This is a genomic window from Sphingomonas sp. PP-CE-1G-424 (assembly GCF_004341085.1).
Lineage (GTDB): Bacteria > Pseudomonadota > Alphaproteobacteria > Sphingomonadales > Sphingomonadaceae > Sphingomonas.
Genome location: NZ_SLXW01000002.1, coordinates 69,776 through 89,783, shown reverse-complemented (window position 1 = coordinate 89,783; position 20,008 = coordinate 69,776). Strand labels below are relative to the sequence as shown.

The following is a 20,008-nucleotide window of genomic DNA, read 5'->3' as shown; positions in this document are numbered from 1 at the left end:
AGACCAGAGAGTCCGCCCCATGCCGACCCCGACCGACCGCCTCGCCGCCCTGCGCGTACAGCTCGCAACCGACCGCCTCGACGGCTTCGTGATCCCGCTGACCGACGAGCATATGAGCGAATATGTCGGCGGTTACGCGCAGCGTCTCGGCTGGCTGACCGGGTTCGGCGGCTCGGCCGGGACGGCGGTCGTGCTTGCCGATCGCGCCGCGATCTTCACCGATGGCCGCTACACGATCCAGGTCCGCGACCAGGTGGACGGCGCGCTGTGGGCGTATGCCGACGTGCCGCAGACCAGCCCCGCCGCGTGGCTCGGCCAGCATGCACCCGAGGGCGGTCGGATCGGCTACGACCCGTGGCTGCACACCGGCGGTTGGGTCGCCGACGCGACCGCCGCGCTCGCCGATCGCGGCGCGACGCTGGTCGCGGTCGACGCCAACCCGGTCGACGCGATCTGGACCGACCGCCCCGCCCCCTCGCCCGCCAAGCTCACCGTCCAGCCCGACCAGTTCACCGGCGCATCCTCCGCAGCGAAGCGTGCAAAGATCGCCGACTGGCTGTCCGAGCACAAGGCCGACGCGGTCGTCCTAACCGCACTCGATTCGATCGCCTGGGCACTCAACGTGCGCGGCAACGACGTCGATCATACCCCCGTCGCGCTGTCCTATGCGATCGTCGGCGCGGACGGCACCACCGACCTCTTCGTCGCCCCCGACAAGCTCGACGACGCGGTCCGCCAGCATCTCGGCAACGCGGTCCGCCTCCATGATCGCAGCGCGTTCTCAGCGGCCCTCGGCACCTATGCCGGCAAGCGCGTCGCCGCCGACCCCGAACGCGCCGTCGCCGCGATCACACAGGCACTGCAGGCGGGTGGCGCGAAGATCCTGCCGCTGCGCGATCCCGTCGTCCTCGCCAAGGCGATCAAGAATCCCGTCGAGATCGCCGGCCACCGCGCTGCCTCCGCCCGCGACGGCGCCGCGCTCGCGCGCTTCCTCCGCTGGGTCGAAACCGAATGCGTGAGGGGGGGGCAAACCGAACTCACCGCCGCCGCCAAGCTGCTCGTGTTCCGCGAACAGACCGGCGTCCTGAAGGACACGTCGTTCGACACGATCTCCGCTACCGGCCCCCACGGCGCGATCCCGCATTACCACGTCACCGAGGAATCGAGCGCACCGATCGAACCCGGCCAGCTCTACCTGATCGACTCCGGCGGCCAGTATGCGGACGGCACCACCGACGTCACGCGCGTCATGCCGATCGGCGAACCGACCGACGAGATGCGCGACCGCTTCACGCGCGTCCTCAAGGGCCATATCGGCATCGCTACCGCAGTCTTTCCCGACGGCACGATGGGCGGCCAGATCGACGCCTTTGCCCGCCGTCCGCTCTGGGAAGCCGGCCTCGATTTCGGCCACGGCACCGGCCACGGCGTCGGTTCGTATCTCGCGGTCCACGAAGGCCCGCAGCGGATCGCCGCGCCCAACTACCCCGGCGGCGCCGCGATGGAACCCCTGCGCGCCGGCATGATGCTCTCCAACGAGCCCGGCTACTACAAGGCCGGCGAATACGGCATCCGCATCGAGAACCTGATCCTGATCGAACCGCGCGCGATCCCCGGCGCCGACCGCGCGATGCTCGGCTTTGAGACGCTCACCTTCTGCCCGATCGAACGCACGCTGATCGAGCCGACGCTGCTGACCGCGGCAGAACGCCAATGGGTCGACGATTATCACGCACAGGTGCTGGGGGTCCTGACCCCGGAAATGACCGATGCGGAGGATCGCGCCTGGCTGACCGCCAAATGCGCGCCGCTCAGCTAGACGGCTCGTCCTTGGTCGCAGGCGCAGCCCCGACGGCCCGCGCCTGCGCCTTCCGCCGCCGCAGATTCTCGCGCAGCGCGGCGGCCATGCGTTCGGCCTTCTCCGCCGCCTTTCGATCCCGATCGTCCATAAATACGCCCTATATCGGGTCGCGATGCCTTGACAATCGCGCCGCCCTCGTCTCTTAGCCCCACTCCGCCGGCAGCGATGCCAGCGAGTGCTGCCGTAGCTCAGTGGTAGAGCGCATCCTTGGTAAGGCTGAGGTCGTGAGTTCAATCCTCACCGGCAGCACCAGTATTCCCCGGCTGGTCGACGTATCGCAACGACGTCGACCAGCGCGGACCACCCCGCCGCTTACGGCTTCCTGAACTTGTAGACGAACTGGTCCGTCTTGCCGCGAATGGCAGGATCGAACACCGCCTTGCTGTGATCGTCGGCCGGGTTGCGCAGCACCGGCGACTGGCCGACGAATCTGAATCCCGACGCCTCGACCTGCGTCTTGACCGCCGCCGGATCGATCCGGTGCCGCGTCTCGGTGCCGGTCATGCCGGTGCCCGGTGCGTCGGCATGGTCGATCACCACATAGGTGCCGCCGCGCTTCAGCATCCGGAACACCGCGGTATCGAACGCGCGCAATGCCGGCTCGCCCGCGCCGTCGTTCGGGATGTCGTGGTAATTCTGCACCGTCCAGAACAGGTCGACGGGCTTGGGCGAGGTCGGCAGGTTGGTCGCCTGGACCTCGGCGGTGACGTTGCCGAGCGCGCGTGCCTGCAACGCCGGCAGCGACTTCTCGGCATATTTAGCGCCTGCCGCCGGCCAGACCGCATAGACATGGCCCTTGGGCCCGACGATGCCGGTGAAGATCCGCGTCCAATAGCCTGCGCCCGGCAGATAATCGACCACCACGTCGCCCGGTTTCACCCCCGAGAACGCCAGCACCTCGGCGGCCTTGCGGCGCGCGTCGTCGCCCTGCTGGTCGGCGCGTGCGGGATCCGCCAGCGCCTTGGTTATGACCGCATTCGCCTTTTGCGCAGCCACCGGTACGGCAGCGGCGGCGATCGCCACGACCGCGCCCATCAACATGACCTTCATTGTCCGTCTCCCAGCGGCCGACGCCATCGCCGAGCCATTACCCACGATCGTACCGCAGCCGCCGCTAGTCCAGATGGTTCTCGCCGATCAGGACGATTGCCCGGTCATCGCTCGCCGAACAGCGCGCGCTGGGCCTTTTCCAGTTCCTCGGCATAGCGTCGGCGGACGAACGATTCGGACAGCAGACCGAGCACGTGCCGGTCGTCGTCGAGCACCGCCAGTTCGTCCGCGCCCGACGCGTCGAACCGCGCCATGACCTCGGTGATGTCCATCGCCGGCGCAAGCGCGGCCTCTGTGTTGATCGCCAGCGCGCCGACCGGCGCCTGCGGATCATGGCCCTCGGCGTAGGCAGTGGGGGTCTGGATGATCCCGGCATAGCGCGCGGCATCGTCGACCAGCACCGCGCGGCTGGTCGCGCCGAGCGGCACCTGCCGGCGGAACTCCGCCATCGTCAGATCGGCGCGCATCACCTTGGTCTCGCGGCGCATCATCCGCCCCGCGGTTAGCGTCTTGACCCAGCCGACGTCGCGCGCACTCTTGATCGTCTCGCCGCGCAGATGAAGCCGCCACGTCGAGAAGCTGTAGCCGAACGCCTCGCGCACGATCGTCGACGACACCAGCACCGCCGCCAGCACCGCGCCGGTCGCCGCGAAGTCGTGCGTCGCCTCCAGCACGAGCATCACCATCGTCATCGGCCCGCCGACCACCGCGACCGCGAGCGCCGCCATCCCGACGAGCGCGGCGTTGCGCGGATCGATCACGTCATGCCCCATGACCGCGGCCATGCTGCCGGCGAAGAGATGCCCGACCAGCGTGCCGAGAAACAGCGACGCGAAGAACAGCCCGCCGCGAAAACCGAAGCCCAGCGAGACGACCGACGCGGCGCATTTGGCAAGGAAGATCGTCAGGATGAACAGCAGCGGCGCGCCGACCGCGAGATCGGCGTGGAGCGCGCCGTGCCCGGCCGACAACACCTGCGGCGACATCAGCGCGATCGGGATCAGCAGCATCCCGCCGATCGCGGGTCGCGCCCAGTCGGGCAGGCGCAGCCGCCGCGTTCCCGCCTCAACGAAGCCGACCGCGCGCATCAGCGCGATGCCGATCCCGGCACAGATCGCGCCGAGCGCCGCATACATCAAATAATGATGCGACTCGGTCGCCATCGTGGAGGCCGCATCGATCACATAGGGATGGATGCCGAGCTGTTGCGCGACCAGCGTGCCGGCCAGTGCAGCGGCGATGACCGGTGCCAGCGCAGTCGGCGTATACGCGCCTATGACGATCTCGAACGCATAGAACGCGCCGGCGAGCGGTGCACCGAACGCCGCCGCGATCGCCGCGCCGGTGCCCGCCCCGACCAGGTTGCGCAGATCGGCGCGCCGCAGCGTGAAGGCGTTGCCAACCACCGACGCCACCGCGCCGCCAAGCTGCGCATACGCGGCCTCGAGACCGACCGAGGCGCCGAAGCCGTTCGACAGGATCGTCTGTCCGGAGATGATCAGGCTGTCGCGCACCGACATCCGGCCGCCGTGGAGCGCATTCGCCTCGACCGCGTCGACCATCCGCCGCGTTCGCGCGCGTGTCGCCCAGGAGAATGCGGCGAGGACCGCGCCGCCGATCGGTAGAACTAGAAGCACCGTCAGCGGCAACGCCGGTACCGCGCTGAGGCGCGCGCCGAGCGGCAGGTCGAACAGCACCCGCTGCATCGTCCGCGCGACCGCCCCCTGGAGGACGCTGAACAGCCCGGCACCGGCGCCGACCACCGCCGCGAGCACGACGAACGCCACCTCGCTCGCGCGGACCCGCCGGCGAACCCATTTCAGAAGGACGGAAGCGTGCAGGGTCGATCCTCGAACGGCGGTACCGTGAGGGCCTTAATCGGTTGCAGGGGAGGCGAATACCGGATTCCTGCGATCGGGCGTTGCCCACAACCGTTGCTCCCGCGCAGGCAGGGGCCTCTAAAGGCTAGAACTAGTCGACGTTAAACGCGCCTACCTCCACACTTCCCCCCTCCCTGAAAGGGAGGGGTCGGGGGTGGGTCGGGTTCCGTATCACCGAATGCTGGCGGCACGAGCAGGCCTACCCACCCCCAGCCCCTCCCTTTCAGGGAGGGGAGACGCGATGATGGCAGGCCTCCGAGAATGTCCCCGCCTGAGCGGAGAACAGCGATCGTTACAGGGGGCAGTACTCAGATTATCACGAGCGGCGCGAAGACCGCTCGATACTTACGACAGCGCCTTCACCAGCTCCTGCGCCGCAGCCGCAGACGAAGCCGGGTTCTGCCCGGTGATCAGCAAGCCGTCGCGCAGGACGTGGACGCCCCAGTCGCCGGTCTTCGAATAGATGCCGCCCTGATCCTTCAGCATATCCTCGACCAGGAACGGAACGACGTCGGTCAGCCCGACCGCGGCCTCTTCGGTGTTGGTGAACCCGGTGACCTTCTTACCCGCCACCAGCGGGCTGCCGTCCGCGTTCTTGACGTGACGGAAGACACCCGGCGCATGGCAAACCGCAGCGACCGGCTTGTTGGCCGCGATCGCCCCCTCGATCAGCGCACGCGACGTCGCGTCCTCCGCCAGATCCCACAACGGGCCGTGGCCTCCGGGATAGAAGACCGCATCGAAATCGGCGATCGACACCGTGTCGAGGCGGTGAGTCGCCGCGAGCAGCGCCTTGGCCTCGTCGTCCGCTTCGAACCGGCGCGTCTCGGCGGTCTTCGCGCTCTCGTCGTTGCTCTTGGGATCGAGCGGCGGCTGGCCGCCCTTCGGCGACGCCAGCGTGATCGATGCGCCCGCTTCCTTCAGCACGTAATAGGGCGCGGCGAACTCCTCGAGCCAGAAGCCGGTCTTCTCGCCGGTATCGCCGAGGCGGTCGTGCGAGGTCAGCACCATCAGGATGTTCATGTCGTTCTCCATCGCTCATTCTATCGAGTGCGCCAGATGGGGGCGACGGCGCGGATTACCATGCGCGGTGTGAGGCACCCGGCAGCGCGCGGCATGCTTCGTGTGGCGAAGACGACAGACCGAACGGTAAAGGGCGGGCGTGGATCGCTTCACGCCCGCCCCCCTCGCCTGCATTATTAACGGCTTCGGTCAGAGCCCCCAGGACAGTCGGACATAGCCGAACTGCCCCGGCACGTCGTAGGTGGTCGGATCATAGTTCGGCCCGGTGCAGCTGAAGCAGGCGGGGGGATCCTGGTTGAAGACGTTGTTCACGCCGATCGTCAGCCCCAGGCGGCGTTCGAGCCAGTCGGGCGTCAGCGTAACCTGCACGTCGCCATAGAAGGTGTTGTCGAGCGTCTTGCCGTCCGCTTCCTTCACGCTCTTGATGTAGCGGCCGGTGAACGAGGCGCGCGCCAGGCCGAGGTCCCAGTCGACGACCGCATTGCCCTTGAACTTCGGATAGGACTGCTCGGGCGACCCACGCGTCGTACCCTGATAGTTGGTGGTGGTGAAACCGACCGTCGCGGGGAAACTCTCGGCGTATTTCAACAGGATGTTGCCGTTGAGCGAAAGCCCGAACGTCCCGGCCGAGGTCTGCGGCGAGCGATAGACCGCGGTCACGTCGACGCCGCGGGTGCGGATGCCGCCGATGTTCTGCAACTGCGCGTTGATCCGCGAGATCAGGCCGTTCGGCGTCCGGGAGATCGCCGCGCAGCTGAGTGCATCCGCGGCCTGCGCGCAACGGCTGAGCGTCAGCGTCGCATCGGTCGCGGCGATCGCGTCGTCGACCTTGATGTCGTAGTAATTGCCCTCGATGCTCAGCTGGCTGGCGATCCCGCTGGTCCGTGCCCAGCTCGGCGCATAGACCGCACCGAACAGCCAGGTCCGCGACGTCTCGGGTTTCAACGCCTTGTTGCCGCCGGTCAGGATGCTGAGCTGACCGCCATTGGGCTCCTGATAGCTGCCACTCGCAGGGACGCCGTTGGCGATGCAGTTGGTGCGTACGGTCGCCGACGACTGATAGGGCGATCCCGCGACGTTGGTGCAGGGATCGTCGATCGACGCGTCCGACCGCGATTCGGCGCCGAACAATTCGCCGATGCTCGGCGCGCGGAAGCCTTGCGCATAGGACGCGCGCAACAGCAGGTCGCTGAACGGCTTCCACAGGCCGCTGCCGGTGTAGGTCGTATTGCTGCCGCTGATCGAATAGTTCGAATGCCGCACCGCACCGCCGATCTCGAGCGACTGGATGAGCGGCGTGTTGTGGATCAAGGGCACGCGCAACTCGGCATAGACCTCGTCCGAATCGAAATGCCCGCGCGCCGGTTGCGCAGGGATGTCGGCGCCAAGCCCGGCGGTGATCAGGGGATCCGGCGTGAAGCTGCCATACTGGACGCGGTGCTCATAGCCCGCGGCGAGGCCGACGGCGCCGGCGGGCAGGTCGAACAGTTCGCCCGAGATGTTGGCGGTATAGTCCTCAAGGCTTTGGGCACTGCGCGCACGCTCGTCGAACGCGATATAGCCGAGCATGGCGGGTGTGACCGAACCCGCTCCACCGAAGATGTTGAACGGTACGCATGCCCCGGTGCAATTCGCGACCGGACCGAGCGCCTGCGCGAGATTGGCGGCGTTGATGTTGCCGGTGAACAGCTGCTTGGCGTCGTTGAAGCCGAAGACCGCGTTGACGTCCCAATAGAATTTGCGCTCGCCGAGATGGAAAGAGCCATCCAAGGTGGCGGTCGCCGACATCGTATCGACGGTCTGCGAATAGGTACGCTGGCCAGCTTCCACCAGACGACGACGGACCGTCGAATAGTTTGCCGGACCGTTGCCTGCGCCCCCCGCCGACAGCGTGTAGCCGAACGGGTTGTACGGATTGGTGGCGTCCACCGAGATCGTGTCGAGCAGATTGCCGTTGCCCGCATCCGGCCCGATCACGAGTGGCAGGAACGCCGCCTGGTTCTGCGAATTGCGGCGCGTGTAGTTCATCTTCACGCGCAGGTTCACGGTATCGGTGAGCTCCTGCTTGGCACTGACGAAGAAGCCGTAGCGCTCGGACGGGGTCAGGAAATAGTTGTAGGGCGAGAAGTTGAAGCGGTCGGCGGCGGTGAACTCCTTGAAATCGCTGTTCGGGCCGGTCGGGTTGGCGGCGTCATAGCGTGGCCGCCCGAGGATAGGGGCCGACTTCAGTGTCAGGTTCCGGCCGCCAACCTGGAAGAAACCATTGGGGGTCGCGCCCGAACAGCCGCCGATCGGCTCCTCGCAGGCGCGCTGGCCGGGGTTGGGGAACTGCGAGATCTTGCGATCGCGCGTGCTGACCGCTTCCTGCTTCACGTAACTGCCGCCGAACACCACGCTCGTGCGCGGCGCCTGGATGCCGTAGCTGACGTTATAGTCCTGCGTATGGCCGTCGCCCTGGCGGAACGTGCCGAACTGCGCCGACGCCTTCAGCCCCTTCTGCTGCGACTTGGTGATGATGTTGACGACGCCCGCGAGCGCGTCCGAGCCGTACAGCGGCGACTGCCCCGATTGCAGCACTTCGATGCGTTCGATCGACCCGACCTGGATCGTGTTGAGATCGACGGTCGAGGGGATGCCGCTCGCCGATGCGCCGTTGACGAACCGCAGGCCGTCGACCAGTACCAGCGTCCGCTTGGCGGTCAGATAGCGCAGGTCGATCTCGGCCGAGCCTGCACCGACGCCGCCGCCGTCGGGCGGATTGCCGATGTTACCCGAATTGTTGACCTTCGAATTGAGACCACCGGCCGCGCTCGGCAGGCGCTGGAGCACGTCGGCGACCGACGACAGCCCGGTCCGCTGGATCGATTCCGCATCCACCGTCACGACCGGTGAAGGCTGATCGAGCGGGCTGCGGCGGATGCGCGATCCGGTGACGACGATGTCCTCGCCGGGCGCCTCGGCGGTTCCTGTTGCCGCTTGATCGGCTGGAACCGATGTCACGGCCTGCGCATGAGCCGAGGCCCCGGCCAGCATCGCCGCCAGCGCAAATCCGCCGGTGCCGAGACGCAAAAAGCTCTTCGATGTTCGCATAAATCCCCCCGTGTGAAACCTTACGCCACCTCCCCAGGTGTATCATTATGATCCAAGAATGCCGCATCCACGCAATCAAGCAAGACAATATTACAATTCGAAGCACGTTTGCTGCGAATAACCTCGATTACGTTGCACACGGGTAACGCGGTCCGAACCCTGTTTCCGTGCTGCGGCGGAGGCGCGAAACAGGTCCGGCGTGCGGGTACCGCATCGCGTTCGCGCCGCTTTGCCGCTACCACGCGATCATGCCGCGCAATCGCTATTATCAGGGCCCACCGAGCGACCATTTCGATGGCGTGCGGTTCTTCAATCCCGGTCAATCGCCGACCGATCGCGGTCTAGGCGACGTGCTCCGGTGGAAGCTGGCGCGAGGTGCGGCGCGGTGGCCGAGTTCGGTACCCGTCACCCCGGCCAAGCCATCGCCGCGGGTCGATGGCCTGCGGATAACGATGGTCGGGCACGCCTCGCTGCTAATGCAGGTTGCCGGCCGCAACATCCTGATCGATCCGGTCTGGTCGGAGCGGGTCAGCCCGGTCTCGTTCGCCGGACCCAAGCGAGTCGCCGCGCCGGGGATCGCGTTCGACGACCTGCCGCCGATCGACGTCGTGCTGCTCAGCCACTGCCATTACGACCATCTCGATGTGGCGACGCTGCGGCGTATCCAGGCGGTCCATGCGCCGCTGATGGCGATGCCGCTCGGCAACGACACGATCGTCCGCGCCGCGATTCCCGGCGCCAGGTGTATCGTCGGCGACTGGTGGGACACGCTGTCGCTCGGCAGCGACATCGCGACGACGCTGACGCCTGCGAGCCATTGGGCGAACCGCTGGCCGAACGACGTGCGGATGGCGCTATGGGCGGGTCATCATCTCGACACCCCCGCGGGCACGATCTGGTTTGTCGGCGATACGGGCTACGGCGATGGCGCGATCTTCCGCGAGGTGCGCGCGCGGCTCGGATCGCCCGACGTCGCGCTGATCCCGATCGGCGCGTACGAGCCGCGCTGGTTCATGGCGGCACAGCATGTCGATCCGGCCGAAGCGGTCGACATCTTCCGCGATGTCGACGCGCGTCGTGCATTGGGGATTCACTGGGGGACGTTCCAGCTCACCGACGAGGCGCGCGATGCGCCACCGCTCGGGCTCGCGGCGGCGCTGGCGGCATCCGATATTCCCCCGGACCGGTTCGTCGCCGCGGTCCCGGGGGGCGTGTACGACTACTAGCGGACCGCAGCCAGGCGCGCCGACAACACGCGTTCGAACACGGCGACCGGGCAAAGCTCGCCGCCGCATCCGGGGACCCGAAGCGGCGCTACGGTCATCGCATGGCCGCCCGATCGCAGCGCCTCGGGCGACTGTGTGCGATAGGACACGCGGACGAACGCCCGCCCGCTCCGTGTCTCGCGGACGCGCTCGATCAGCAGCGCACCACCTGGCGGCACGTCGTTGGTCGCATAGCCCGACGTGACGAGATCGACGTCGAGCGCCGCCGCCAACGCGGTGACGTTGGTGTCATGCCCCATCAGCACGTCGAGCTTCGGCCCAGCCTCGAGCGACTGCACCACGCGGCGGCCGAGCAGCGCCGCCTGATGCGCCGCCATGTACGGCGGCCGCGTGAACACCGCGAACAACGCGGCGTGCAGCGCGCCCAGTCGCTTCAGCCCGGCGGCATCGACCCGCCCCCAGCCGACATCGCGCGCGGGCAAACCCTCGACATATTGCAGCAGCAGGACCTGCGCGACGCCGGACGTGCCACGGACCGGCCCCTCCAATGCGATGCCGTGCCCGTCGTCCTCGGCCGACACGCGCGGCGGCCCGCCCGGTACGCAGCCGCTGCCGCAACCGAGCACGCGGTCGAGCTCGGCGATCTCGCGTGCGTGCCGCTGGACCAACGCGGTCATGCCACCGGTGGAGCGGTCGATATCGGCGATCGCCGCCTTCGCATCGAACGTGGTCGCGTGCGCGCGCAGAGGCTCGAACATCGGATCGACCGTCCCGACCGGGCGATGCTCGACCGCGATCGCGCAATTTGGCGCAAAGCCGCGCGCGTAATCCTCGCCGCTGTCGATCGTCCGCTCCGAACTGTTGCTCGCGATCCGCACCGCCCCGGCCGCGGGGCAGCCCTGCGGATCGAGCAGGCCCTTCGCAGCGAGCCATTTGCGGTCCTCACCCGCGACGATCTCGAGCGCGCGCGCGCCGTGCGGGGTGACCCGGCTTTCGGCGACGCTCCATTTCGGCCAAGGCGTCGCGGTGCGCGTCCCGTCCGGCACTTCACCCGACAGCGGCGCGCGGATGCCGTGCCGCATGACCAGCACCGCGCGTTCGGTGACGAAGGCCGGGCGCGCCGGCGATTGCGCCGTGCTGCCCGTGAGCGCGAAGCCGGTGCCGAGCACTACGGCGAACAATACCGAAAGCTTCATGTCAGGGCGCAACCTTGCAAGGCGTCGTGACCAGCACCGGATTGCACCGCGCCATCGCGCCGCCGGGCAACGTCACCGCGAACTTCAGCCCCGCCGGATCGGGCGCGCCCGGATAATAATCGGTGCTGACCGCCTGCGCGCCGCTGTCCGCCGCCGCCTTTGCCTTGGTCAGGTCGTGCGCCCGCGCCTCGACGGTGTTCGCGTCGGTCCGCGTCCGCACGATAACGCCCGCCTTGACGAGATCGCGGATCCGCGTGCCATCGACCAGCGGATCCTGGACGATCTGGATCGCGCTCTCGGGCTCGCCGTCGGGATACCAGCCGAACATCGCCCGTCCGCGCAGCGAAGGATGGCCCACCCGGTACGCATTCGACACCGCAGGCCGCACGTCGAACAGGATGTAGATCCGTCCTCGCGCGGCCTCCAGCGTTGGCCAGCCCTTGTCGTGCACCGCGCCTGCCAGCGTCGCCGCGTCGCCCCGAACCTCATCGGGCACGATCAGCCGTCGTCCCGGTATCGCCTGGCGGATTTCGCGATCGAGTGAGTCGAGCAGCGTCGCGTCGTCGAGCGGCAATGGCGCCGCCACCAACGGCGACTGCGGCGTATCGGCGGCGTTGATCGTGATCATGATCGGCAGGTGCCGCGGATGCGCGCGCGACCACGCGGTCACCTCCCCGAGGCAGCGCTGCAACGTCACGCAGGTCGAGATATAGTCGATGTCGGGAACGTGAAACGACTTGTAGCCCGGCCGCAGCATCGCCGCGCGGTCGAACGCGGTCTTCTCGCCGGCCGCTTTGGCGATCTGCTCGCCCTTGGGGTTGGCATACCGGCCGCCCTGGGGATCGGCGAAGATGTCGATCTCGATCTGCCGCAAGCCTTGGTCGAGCTGCGCGGACAGCGGCAGATGATAATAATCGAGCGCGGCGGCGGTCTTCGGATCGCGCTGGCGCAGCGCGGCCATCACCGCCGCCGGGATCTGCGCCTTGAAGCTGTTGTGCGACCCGACGACCTGGATGTCGTTCATCCGCAGCGGTTTAGCGGTCTGCGCACCGACGCCGCTGGCGAGGACGAGCGCGGCGAGCATGGCATGACGGGCGCGCATCAGAACTGCGCCCGCACGCCGAACAGGATCGTCCGGCCCCAATAGTTGATCTCGCCGAAGCGGTTCTCGTCGTCGTTATACGTGTAGAGATGCGCGCCCGACAGGTTGATCCCCTCCAGGCTGAAGGTCACCGAGTCGCTCGCCTTGACCGAGATGTTGCCGTCGAGCGACCCGAACGGTGCGGTGTAGACCGGCGCCTGCGTCGTGCTGCCGGTGCCCGACAGATAGCGGTCGCGCCAGACATAGGACAGCCGCGTCGACAGCGGCCCCTTGTCGTAGAACCCGACGATGTTGAAGCTGTTCTTCGACAGTCCGATCAGTTCGTCGCGGATCGGGCGCGCGCCCGCGGTGTAGCTCGCCTTGACCGAGGTGTGCGTATACGAGGTCTGCACGCCGAACCCGTCGAACGGCGCGGGCAGGAACGTGAAAACCTGGTTGTACGCCGCCTCGACGCCGTACACCTTGGCATCGCCGCCATTGACCTGCGTCGACAGCAGCACCGAGCCGCGACCGGGGATGTCGATGTTGACGTTCTGCTGCGTGATGTAGTCGTCCATTGCCTTGTAGAACACCGCGCCGGTCAGCGACCCCGCACGGTTGAAATACCATTCGAGCGAGCCGTCGAACTGCGTCGCGAGGAACGGCACCAGCTGCGGATTGCCGCCGCTCGCGGTCGGCGCGTCGGTCGAGACGGTGATCCGCGGCGCGCTGTCGGTGACGTTGGGCCGCGTCAGCACGCGGCTGGCGGCGAGACGGCCGACCAGGTCGTGCGTCAGTTCGGCGCGCAGGTTGAAGCTCGGCAGCCAGTTGTTGAACGTCTTGGGGAAGCTCGCCGGCGTCGCGACGTTGCCCGTCGTCAACGTGCCGCTCGCGACCTGGTCGGTATGGACATAGCGGATGCCGATATTGCCGGTGACCGGCACGCTTCCGGCATCGAAGCCGTAATCGGCGCGCGCATAGGCGCCCAGCACCTTCTCGGTAACGACGAACGACGAGCGCAGATCCGCGGGGGTCAACGCCGACGCCTGCACCGCGGGGGTAAAGAATTTGTCGAGATAGGCCTGCGTCACCGGCACCAGGAAGTTGCGCAGCGTGTTGCCGGGAACACCCTTCAGGAAATCGTCGTACGGCAATTGCTCGTACGCGCCCGTCCCCAGGCTCGACAACGGGGTGTTGGGCGCCGGATTGACGATGAAGTCGCGGCGCGCATAGTCGCGCTTGCGCCAGTGATACTCGCCGCCCGCCGCCAGCTTGGTGATGAAGCCGTCGAAATCATGCGCGAGATCGGCGCGCGTGAAGAAATCCCAGTCCTTGCTGTTCTTCGGCGCGATGTTGAACTGGTACAGCTGGTAGTTCGCCGGGTTGGTCGGATCGACCGGCGTGGTGAAGGTCGGGATTGCCTTGTAGCCGGCCGACGCATCATAGGTCAGCGGAGCGAAGAACATCGCCCGGCTGCGCACCGTGCCCTCGTCGTAGTTCGGGTGATAGCTGTGCGCGCTCGACCAGTTGACCGCGCCCGATGCATGCCAGGCATCGGAGTCCCAGGTCTGGCGCAGACCGATGTTGAGCAGGTCGTGCCGGTTGAGGCTGTATTCGCGCGACGCCATGAACCGCACGTCGTTGATCGTCGCGGCGATCACCGTGTCGCCGTCGAGCTTCACGCTGGAGGGAACGATCACCGGCCGGTGCCCCGACACGCTGGAATCGTCGGGATACACGTCGAGACCGAACTCGTCATAGGCGACGTCGAGCCGGGTCGCGAGGACGTCGAACGTGGTCTCGAACTCCGCATTCGGCTTCCATTGCGCGGACAGCATGCCCGAGATCCGCTTGCGATCCTCGGTCTCGATCGTCGGCCGGGTCCGCGTCGGCGTGTACAGCCCGGCGGGCAGCCCGCCCGAGGCGGCCGACGTGAACTTGTCCAGGTTCCAGCCGAAGTTGATGAAGCGATCGTTGCGGACCGACTTCGCCCAATATTGCGCGCCCGCGAGGATACCGAACGTGCCCGCCGAATTCGCGAAGCTGGTGATCAGCGTCGCGTTCGGCTTCACCTTGTCGGTCTGGCTCGTATAGGTGCCGCGCAGATTGACCGTCGTCTTGGTGCCGACATCGAGCGGGTGGAACGTCTTCACGTCGATATTGCCGCCCAGCGCGCCCTCGGTCATGTTCGCGGTCGGCGTCTTGACGACATCGATGCTCGACGTGAATTCGGCGGGCAGCATCTCGAAGCGGAACTGGCGGCCATTGGCGCCGCCATTCTCGATCAGGTCGTTCAGCGCGACCGTGCTGCCGTTGAGCAACGTGCTCTGGAACTGAGGCCCCAGGCCACGGACACTGACATACAGCCCCTCGCCGCGCGGCCGCGTGATCGTCACGCCCGGCACCAGCTGCAGCGCCTCGGCAACGTTCTGCGTCGGGAACTTGCCGATGTCGGTCGAGCTGATCGAGTCGACGCCGTAATCGGCGCGGCGCTTGGTCTCGGTCGCCGCCTTCAGGCTGCGCGCGTAGGTGCCGGTGACGACGATCTCGCCGGTGTCGTCGCTGCCCGCGGTCGTGCCCGTCTGCGGATCGACCGCTGCTTGGTCGTGCGCCGTTGCTGGTACTGTCTGCGCCTGTGCCGTAGCGGCACCCGCGACCAGGATGAGCGAAACCGATGCCCGAAGCAGGCCTTTGAAACTACGCATTGAAATGACGTCCCTTGCGGCCATTGTGCCACCACCGGCGCCACTAGGTCCGTTCCGGGTCAGTTTCGCGAAGGCTTTGCTACAGTCTCGTTACGAACGGCAATGTTTCGCCCGATCGTACATTTTATCCGGTCGAACCGCGGCGCCGGTTTCGCGACGTTGGGCGAAGCTATGCATTGTCGTCGTCCCGCCGCTCCGTCATGCTGCCGCCAAAGGGGACGATCACATGGTCACGGTACGCATCGCAGTCTTGTTGCTGGCTGTTTCGACGTCGACGTCCGCGATCGCGCAATCCGATCCCCCGGTGCCAGCCAGCGGGTCGGCGCAGGGGGATGTTTCCGCGACGATCTACACGAACGATATCGCACTCATCCAGGATATCCGCCGCCTCGATCTCCCCGCCGGTCGCACGCGCCAGTCCTTCCCCGACGTCAGCGCGACGATCCGCCCCGAAACGGTATCGCTGAGCGCGCCCGACACGACCGTCGTCGAACAGAATTTCGATTACGACCTGCTGACCCCGTCGAGCCTGATGGAAAAGGCGGTCGGCGAGACGATCACGCTCGTCCGGACCAATCCCGCGACCGGAGCCGAAACGCGCGAGCGGGCGAAGGTGCTCGCGGTCAACGGCGGCGTGGTGCTGCAGATCGCCGACCATATCGAAGTGCTGCGCGACGACGGCCTGCCGGTGCGCGCGATCTTCGACAAGATCCCGACGACTCTGCGCGCGCGGCCGACATTGTCGGTGACGCTGGCGAGCACGCGCGCCGGGTCGCGGCTGGCGACGCTGTCGTACCTGACGCGCGGGCTCGGCTGGCAGGCGGACTATGTCACGCTGTTCGACGACAAGACCGGCACGATCGACGTGCAGGGATGGATCACGCTGCGCAACGCGACCGGCACCAGCTTCGACAGCGCGAAGACACTGCTCGTCGCGGGCGAGGTCGCCTCCGACGACGACAACCAGACCTTCCGCCCCAACCGCCGCCCTGCGCCGATGCGGCGCGCCGGCACCGAAAGCGCGAACCGCGAACAGCTCGGCGATTTCTACCTCTATCCGCTCAAGGAGCGCACCACGATCGCGGACAAGCAGACCAAGCAGGTCGGCTTTCTCGACGTCAAGGGCGCGAAGGCCAGCGCGGGCTACGAATATCGCAACGCCTGGCTCGGCACGCAGACCGAACCGCAAAGCGCGGGCAGCATGCTGCGGTTCGCCAATTCGGCCGCCGGCGGCCTCGGCGATGCGCTGCCCGCCGGGACGGTCCGCGTCTATGTCCGCGATCAGCGCGGCCAGCCGCAATTCACCGGCGAGAACCGCATCGAGCATACCCCGCAAGGCTCGGATATCAGCCTGCGTACCGGCGACGCGTTCGACGTGAAGGTGCTGCCGGTCGTGGAAGCCCATACCAGGTTGTCCGAAGACCACTGGCGCACGACGATGCGCTACACGCTCAGCAACGCGCGCGCGAAGCCGGTCGTGGTCGACCTGATCCAGGCGGGGCTCGACTGGTCGTGGACCGATACGCGCGTTCAGGCCGAGAGCCAGAAGAGCGAGCGCCAGAATGCGGACAGCGCTCTTTGGCATGTAACGGTGCCCGCTAACGGAACGTCGGTCGTCACGGCCAGCTTCGACACCCGCAACTGATGCGCGGTGTCGTCGCCCTGCTGGCGATGCTGGTCGGCGTTCCGGTCATGCCCGTCACGGCGCAAGCGGATATGCCGACCTCAAAGACCGTCGCCGCGTCGCCCCCGCGGCACGTCTCCGTCACGGTCTATCGCAACCCGCATCGCGAACGCGGTCAGGCACCAAATCTGCGGTATCTCGGCGGTTTCGCGGTGGTGACCGAGACCCGGACGATACGACTGCCGGCAGGCGAAGCGGTCGTGACGTTCGCAGGGGTCGCGGGCGGAATCATACCCGCCAGTGCGATCATAACCGGGCTGCCCGGCGGCACGGTCGAGAAGAACCGCGATGCGCGGCTGTTGTCGCCGGCCGCGCTGATCGACGGTTCGCTCGGCCGCCACGTCACGCTGACCCGCACGTCGCGCGCGACCGGCGCGGTGCGTAGCGAGGATGCCGTGATCGTCGCCGGGCCGGCGGGCGGCGTCGTCGTGCGGACCGCGCAGGGCGTCGAGGCACTCGGCTGTTCGGGTCTTCCCGAAAGACCGGTGTACGCGAAGATTCCAGCCGGCCTGTCGGCGCAGCCGGTACTCAGCGTGACGACCCGCAGTCCGCGCGCGACGACTGCGACGGTCACCATCTCGTATCTCGCGTCCGAGTTCGACTGGGCGGCGAGCTATGTCGCGACGATCGCCGCCGATGGCCGCACGCTCGATCTGTTCGCGTGGATGACGCTCGCCAACGGCAATGCGGAGAGCTTCGCGAACGCCGATGTCCAGGTCGTCGCGGGTCGCCTCGAACGCCGCGAGATCCGCGCCTACCGCGCCGCCGTCGCGCGTCTCCGCCTCGACTGCTATCCGCTCGGAACCACGACGTCGGATCTCCAGACCGTAGATGCGCCCGAGCGCGACGACATCGTCGTGACCGGGTCGCTGATAGGAGCGCCGGTGATGATGAGAGCCGCACCAGCTCCGGTAGCACCTCCGCCGCCGCCGCCACCCCCGCCGGAGGACCTTGGCGACCTGAAACTTTACCGCGTACCCGAGCCCGTCACGGTCGCCGCGAACCAGATGAAACAGGTCGCCTTGCTCAGCAGGACCCACGTCCCGTTCGAGCGGCGCTATCGCGGCCAGGTATTTCCCGGCCAGACGATCGCGGAGACGCCGGTCCGGATCGAACTGCGCATGCAAAACGAAACGCGCGCCGGGCTTGGCCTGCCCCTCCCCGCCGGCTCGACCGCGTTATACGTCGAGCGTGACGGCGCGCGCGGACTGATCGGCCTCGGTCGCGCTGCCGATACCCCCACCGGCCAGCACTTCACGCTAGCGGCAGGCACAAGCCCGGGGGTTCTCGTGCGCCAGGTCGGTGACCGCACGGGCCACGCCGTCGTCACGCTGAGCAACGCCAACCCGTTTCCCGTCGCGGTGGAGATCGGGATCGGCGGCGCCGGGCAGAAGGCGTTCGAAGCGCCAACCGCCGCGCTCCCTCGCGTCGACGGCGTCCAGACCTGGACAGCGACTGTGCCGGCGAACGGAACCGTGACCTTAGGCTATGGCTATTGAGGCGTCCTTACGGCCCGCCGCGCGCCAACGCCGATAGCCGACCACCGCCAGCACGATCATCGCCGCGTACAGTCCCGCGGTCGGCAGCAATCCCTTGAACACGAACATCCCGACATAGAGGCTGTCGACCGCGATCCACAGCAGCCAGCTGGCGGCGTGGCGGCGCGCGGTCCAATATTGCGCGACCAGACTGAAGCTGGTCAGACCCGAATCCATCCACGGCAGCGCCGCATCGGTGTAGCGGCTGGTGAACCACCCGATTGCGACCGCGCCGACCGCGCCGGCCGCCAGCCCCGCGGCCAATCGGCCTGGACGTAGCGGCGCGACGACGACTTCGCCCGCATCGTCCTGACCCTTCGTCCAGGCGATCCAGCCATAGATGATGGCCAGGCCGAACAGCGCCTGGAGCACCATGTCGGCATACAGCCGGACGTCGAGGAACAGTTTGAAATACAACGCGCAGGCGACCAGGCTGACCGGCCAGCACAGCATCCGGCGCGTCGCGGTCAGCCAGATGCCCGCAAAGCTGACGACGACCGCAACGATCTCGAGCGCGGTCATCGATCGTTCGCCGCGACGTCGATGGCCCTGAGGAAGTCCTGCCCCGCAGCCGAGCGAAACCAGTCTGCATGGCCGATCAGATAGCCGTCCCACGCCAGCGCGGCGGAGTCAGGGTCGGCGACGACGCTCGTGAAGTAATCGATCTCCGACAACGCGAACTCGACATGGACCAGCGGCACGAGGCGCAGAATCGCGGTCAGGTGGGCACGGCTCAGCCGCGCGACCGAGGCATAGCCTGCCAGCAGCGCGCGCGCCGCTGCCGGATCGCCAATCGCGTCGTCCGCCCCTTGCCCCAGGTCGAGCCAGCGGATCGCGGTACGTTCGATCGCGGTCGCGATATCGTGGACCGCACAGGTTCGGTCGGCGAGTCCGAAATCGAAGATCGTCGCCACGCTGTCGTCTGCCGCCCAGAGCAGGTTGGACGGATGCCAGTCGTTATGCGTCCACAACGGCGCCTGCTCGGCCAACAGGGTCGACAGCCCCTCACCCAAGGTCGCGAACAGCGGCGCGAGTTGCCGCTGCCAATCCCGATCCGCCAGAAATGCCACCATCGCGGGACGCGCCGCGACATAGTCTTCGGTCGCCGTAATCGGATCGCTCGCCGGGAGGATCGTGAAGCTGGCGACGAGTGGTTGCCGACGACGCGCCGGCGCGTCGAAGCCGCGTGCCGCCCGGTGCAATGTCGCGAGCGCGACGCCGGCGGCATGCGCATGGTCGAGCGACAGGAACGGCGTCCACGACATCCGGTCGCGGTACAGATCCGCCCCCGGCGCGGTGCGATGCAGTTCGTACCGCCACTCGCCGACCGCGACCGCACTCGCGCCATCGATGGTGCGCACGAGATCCGGCACCGATACGCCGTTGGCCGTCAGATGCGCGATGAACGCATGCTCTTCGGCCAGCCCGTCGAGCCCGCGTAGACGATGGTCGTGCCGTTTGAGGAAAAAAACACCGTGCGTCATCTGCACCAGCGCGGCGGCGGAAAACGGGCGCGGCGAGTGCCAGCGCAAGTCCGTCAGCTTGCCCGCGCTCGGGAACAGTGCAAGCGCCTTTTCCGCATCGTCAGCGGTGATCGCGGGCCAGGTCGGCGCTTCCCATTCGGTGCCCATCCCGTGGACGAGGTGGCCTGCGGGCGAAGCGAGCGACGTCATC

General features: G+C 67.4%; 14 protein-coding genes and 1 tRNA gene. 5 read left to right on the top strand and 10 right to left on the bottom strand.

Translation table 11 applies throughout. The features are described from left to right. The first annotated feature begins 19 nt into the window (after positions 1-19). Entirely contained in the window at positions 20-1,819 is a 1,800-nt protein-coding gene (locus C8J43_RS05560) for an aminopeptidase P family protein (RefSeq protein ID WP_133030105.1), read from the top strand. On the opposite strand, the gene C8J43_RS21815 is transcribed toward C8J43_RS05560, so the two are convergent. Next, positions 1,812-1,949, bottom strand: a complete 138-nt coding sequence (locus tag C8J43_RS21815; protein WP_165899554.1) for a hypothetical protein — start codon at positions 1,947-1,949, stop codon at positions 1,812-1,814. The two genes, C8J43_RS05560 and C8J43_RS21815, sit on opposite strands and share 8 nt — an antisense overlap. Before the next feature lie 89 nt (positions 1,950-2,038). On the opposite strand from C8J43_RS21815, the gene C8J43_RS05555 reads away from it, so the two are divergent. Then, positions 2,039-2,113, top strand: a tRNA-Thr gene (locus tag C8J43_RS05555). Positions 2,114-2,173: 60 nt separating this feature from the next. Here the strand turns inward: C8J43_RS05555 and C8J43_RS05550 are convergent. The 4 genes from C8J43_RS05550 to C8J43_RS05535 all read right to left on the bottom strand — a co-directional run bounded on the left by C8J43_RS05550 (position 2,174) and on the right by C8J43_RS05535 (position 8,904). Beyond that, positions 2,174-2,911, bottom strand: a complete 738-nt coding sequence (locus C8J43_RS05550) for a class I SAM-dependent methyltransferase (protein ID WP_133030104.1) — start codon at positions 2,909-2,911, stop codon at positions 2,174-2,176. Between the two features lie 104 nt (positions 2,912-3,015). Further along, the gene (locus tag C8J43_RS05545; RefSeq protein WP_243645439.1) at positions 3,016-4,698 is read right to left on the bottom strand and encodes a chloride channel protein; all 1,683 of its coding nucleotides are present in this window, start codon (positions 4,696-4,698) and stop codon (positions 3,016-3,018) included. 438 nt (positions 4,699-5,136) lie between these two features. Next, on the bottom strand, positions 5,137-5,814 hold the full coding sequence (locus C8J43_RS05540; RefSeq protein WP_133030770.1) for a type 1 glutamine amidotransferase domain-containing protein: 678 nt from the start codon (positions 5,812-5,814) through the stop codon (positions 5,137-5,139). 189 nt (positions 5,815-6,003) lie between these two features. After that, the gene (locus tag C8J43_RS05535) at positions 6,004-8,904 is read right to left on the bottom strand and encodes a TonB-dependent receptor (protein ID WP_243645438.1); all 2,901 of its coding nucleotides are present in this window, start codon (positions 8,902-8,904) and stop codon (positions 6,004-6,006) included. Between the two features lie 248 nt (positions 8,905-9,152). Here C8J43_RS05535 and C8J43_RS05530 point away from each other — a divergent pair, with 248 nt between their 5' ends. Next, positions 9,153-10,130, top strand: coding sequence for an MBL fold metallo-hydrolase (locus C8J43_RS05530; RefSeq protein ID WP_133030102.1), 978 nt, complete (start codon positions 9,153-9,155; stop codon positions 10,128-10,130). On the opposite strand, the gene C8J43_RS05525 is transcribed toward C8J43_RS05530, so the two are convergent. Genes C8J43_RS05525 through C8J43_RS05515 form a run of 3 tightly spaced genes read right to left on the bottom strand, consistent with a single transcriptional unit; the run spans position 10,127 to position 15,112 of the window. Then, positions 10,127-11,326 carry a histidine-type phosphatase gene (locus C8J43_RS05525; protein ID WP_243645437.1) on the bottom strand — a complete coding sequence of 400 codons (1,200 nt, stop codon included), beginning with the start codon at positions 11,324-11,326 and terminating at the stop codon, positions 10,127-10,129. The two genes, C8J43_RS05530 and C8J43_RS05525, sit on opposite strands and share 4 nt — an antisense overlap. A gap of 1 nt (position 11,327) precedes the next feature. Then, positions 11,328-12,428, bottom strand: a complete 1,101-nt coding sequence (locus C8J43_RS05520; RefSeq protein WP_243645436.1) for a Ca2+-dependent phosphoinositide-specific phospholipase C — start codon at positions 12,426-12,428, stop codon at positions 11,328-11,330. After that, positions 12,428-15,112, bottom strand: coding sequence for a TonB-dependent receptor (locus C8J43_RS05515; protein WP_133030101.1), 2,685 nt, complete (start codon positions 15,110-15,112; stop codon positions 12,428-12,430). The genes C8J43_RS05520 and C8J43_RS05515 overlap by 1 nt, the downstream gene beginning before the upstream one ends. Positions 15,113-15,338: 226 nt before the next feature. Between C8J43_RS05515 and C8J43_RS05510 the strand changes: the two genes are divergently transcribed. Together C8J43_RS05510 and C8J43_RS05505 are read left to right on the top strand one after the other, a co-directional pair. Next, a complete protein-coding gene (locus tag C8J43_RS05510) occupies positions 15,339-16,757 on the top strand; it encodes a DUF4139 domain-containing protein (RefSeq protein WP_133030100.1) in 1,419 nt (472 codons plus the stop codon). Continuing rightward, on the top strand, positions 16,757-18,295 hold the full coding sequence (locus C8J43_RS05505) for a hypothetical protein (RefSeq protein WP_133030099.1): 1,539 nt from the start codon (positions 16,757-16,759) through the stop codon (positions 18,293-18,295). Before C8J43_RS05510 ends, C8J43_RS05505 begins: the two co-directional genes overlap by 1 nt. Here C8J43_RS05505 and pnuC read toward each other — a convergent pair. Both pnuC and C8J43_RS05495 read right to left on the bottom strand, forming a co-directional pair. After that, positions 18,278-18,856, bottom strand: coding sequence for a nicotinamide riboside transporter PnuC (gene pnuC, locus C8J43_RS05500; RefSeq protein ID WP_133030098.1), 579 nt, complete (start codon positions 18,854-18,856; stop codon positions 18,278-18,280). The two genes, C8J43_RS05505 and pnuC, sit on opposite strands and share 18 nt — an antisense overlap. Next, positions 18,853-20,007: a phosphotransferase gene (locus tag C8J43_RS05495; protein WP_243645435.1), complete on the bottom strand. Its 1,155-nt coding sequence runs from the start codon at positions 20,005-20,007 to the stop codon at positions 18,853-18,855. The genes pnuC and C8J43_RS05495 overlap by 4 nt, the downstream gene beginning before the upstream one ends. Position 20,008 lies beyond the last annotated feature (1 nt).

Coding starts and splice junctions, on each gene's coding strand:
- C8J43_RS05560 (WP_133030105.1), top strand. CDS start 20: ATGCCGACCCCGACCGACCGCCTCGCCGCCCTGCGCGTACAGCTCGCA.
- C8J43_RS21815 (WP_165899554.1), bottom strand. CDS start 1,949: ATGGACGATCGGGATCGAAAGGCGGCGGAGAAGGCCGAACGCATGGCC.
- C8J43_RS05550 (WP_133030104.1), bottom strand. CDS start 2,911: ATGAAGGTCATGTTGATGGGCGCGGTCGTGGCGATCGCCGCCGCTGCC.
- C8J43_RS05540 (WP_133030770.1), bottom strand. CDS start 5,814: ATGAACATCCTGATGGTGCTGACCTCGCACGACCGCCTCGGCGATACC.
- C8J43_RS05535 (WP_243645438.1), bottom strand. CDS start 8,904: ATGCGAACATCGAAGAGCTTTTTGCGTCTCGGCACCGGCGGATTTGCG.
- C8J43_RS05530 (WP_133030102.1), top strand. CDS start 9,153: ATGCCGCGCAATCGCTATTATCAGGGCCCACCGAGCGACCATTTCGAT.
- C8J43_RS05525 (WP_243645437.1), bottom strand. CDS start 11,326: ATGAAGCTTTCGGTATTGTTCGCCGTAGTGCTCGGCACCGGCTTCGCG.
- C8J43_RS05520 (WP_243645436.1), bottom strand. CDS start 12,428: ATGCGCGCCCGTCATGCCATGCTCGCCGCGCTCGTCCTCGCCAGCGGC.
- C8J43_RS05515 (WP_133030101.1), bottom strand. CDS start 15,112: ATGCGTAGTTTCAAAGGCCTGCTTCGGGCATCGGTTTCGCTCATCCTG.
- C8J43_RS05510 (WP_133030100.1), top strand. CDS start 15,339: ATGGTCACGGTACGCATCGCAGTCTTGTTGCTGGCTGTTTCGACGTCG.
- C8J43_RS05505 (WP_133030099.1), top strand. CDS start 16,757: ATGCGCGGTGTCGTCGCCCTGCTGGCGATGCTGGTCGGCGTTCCGGTC.
- pnuC (WP_133030098.1), bottom strand. CDS start 18,856: ATGACCGCGCTCGAGATCGTTGCGGTCGTCGTCAGCTTTGCGGGCATC.
- C8J43_RS05495 (WP_243645435.1), bottom strand. CDS start 20,007: ATGACGTCGCTCGCTTCGCCCGCAGGCCACCTCGTCCACGGGATGGGC.